At 28.7% G+C, this 677-nt stretch carries 1 pseudogene; it reads right to left on the bottom strand.

The window, feature by feature from the left end:
- Positions 1-470 (bottom strand): annotated as a pseudogene (locus tag HMPREF2663_RS04845) (transposase); the annotation flags it as partial.
- Positions 471-677 lie beyond the last annotated feature (207 nt).

The following is a 677-nucleotide window of genomic DNA, read 5'->3' as shown; positions in this document are numbered from 1 at the left end:
AGTAAATAAGGACAATTTCTATTGAAAAATATAGGAATTGTCTTTTTTATAAATTTTTGATCATTTTCAGCTCGTTGAGCTGTTACTTTTCTTATATTAAGTTCCATTAGTAGACATCCTAGTTCTCTTTTGGCTTTATATATACCTTGAACAGACATTCGAGTGAAACCTAAAATAGCCTTCATAAATCTAAAAACAGGCTCCACACTAAATTTTCTTTGACTGTAGATGGTTTTTGTTTTTGGTTCTGAAAACTTTTTATTAATTTGCGCTTTAAAATATTCCAAACTATAATTCTTCATTATTTTTTTGTTTGTTTTGAATTGAAGTTCATACATTGGTGTGTTTCAGAGGACACTCTGAACAATCATCACATTTATTTTAAAGTCTCGTTTAAAACCATATTTATCATGACGATAGGCATATCTTTTAAATCCTGGTCTTTGATTGTTTGGACAAATGAAATCATCGAATTCAGTCTCGGGAATTGTTTCTACAATATCATTTGTGGGGATAAGAACTGAAGTTTCCATTGGTAGAGTAAGTTGAGTCATGTTATAATCTTTGTGCATAAGGCTCTACGTTAATTTAGTTTATTGGTATCTATTAAATTATACGAATGGGCCTTATTTTTTAAAGTATTTCAATGTAAAATTACATATAAACACAAAGTATTT

Origin of the sequence: Staphylococcus sp. HMSC077D08 (assembly GCF_001837945.1) — a bacterium.
Taxonomy (GTDB): Bacteria; Bacillota; Bacilli; order Staphylococcales; family Staphylococcaceae; genus Staphylococcus; species Staphylococcus epidermidis.
This window is presented reverse-complemented; position numbering and strand designations above follow the sequence as displayed.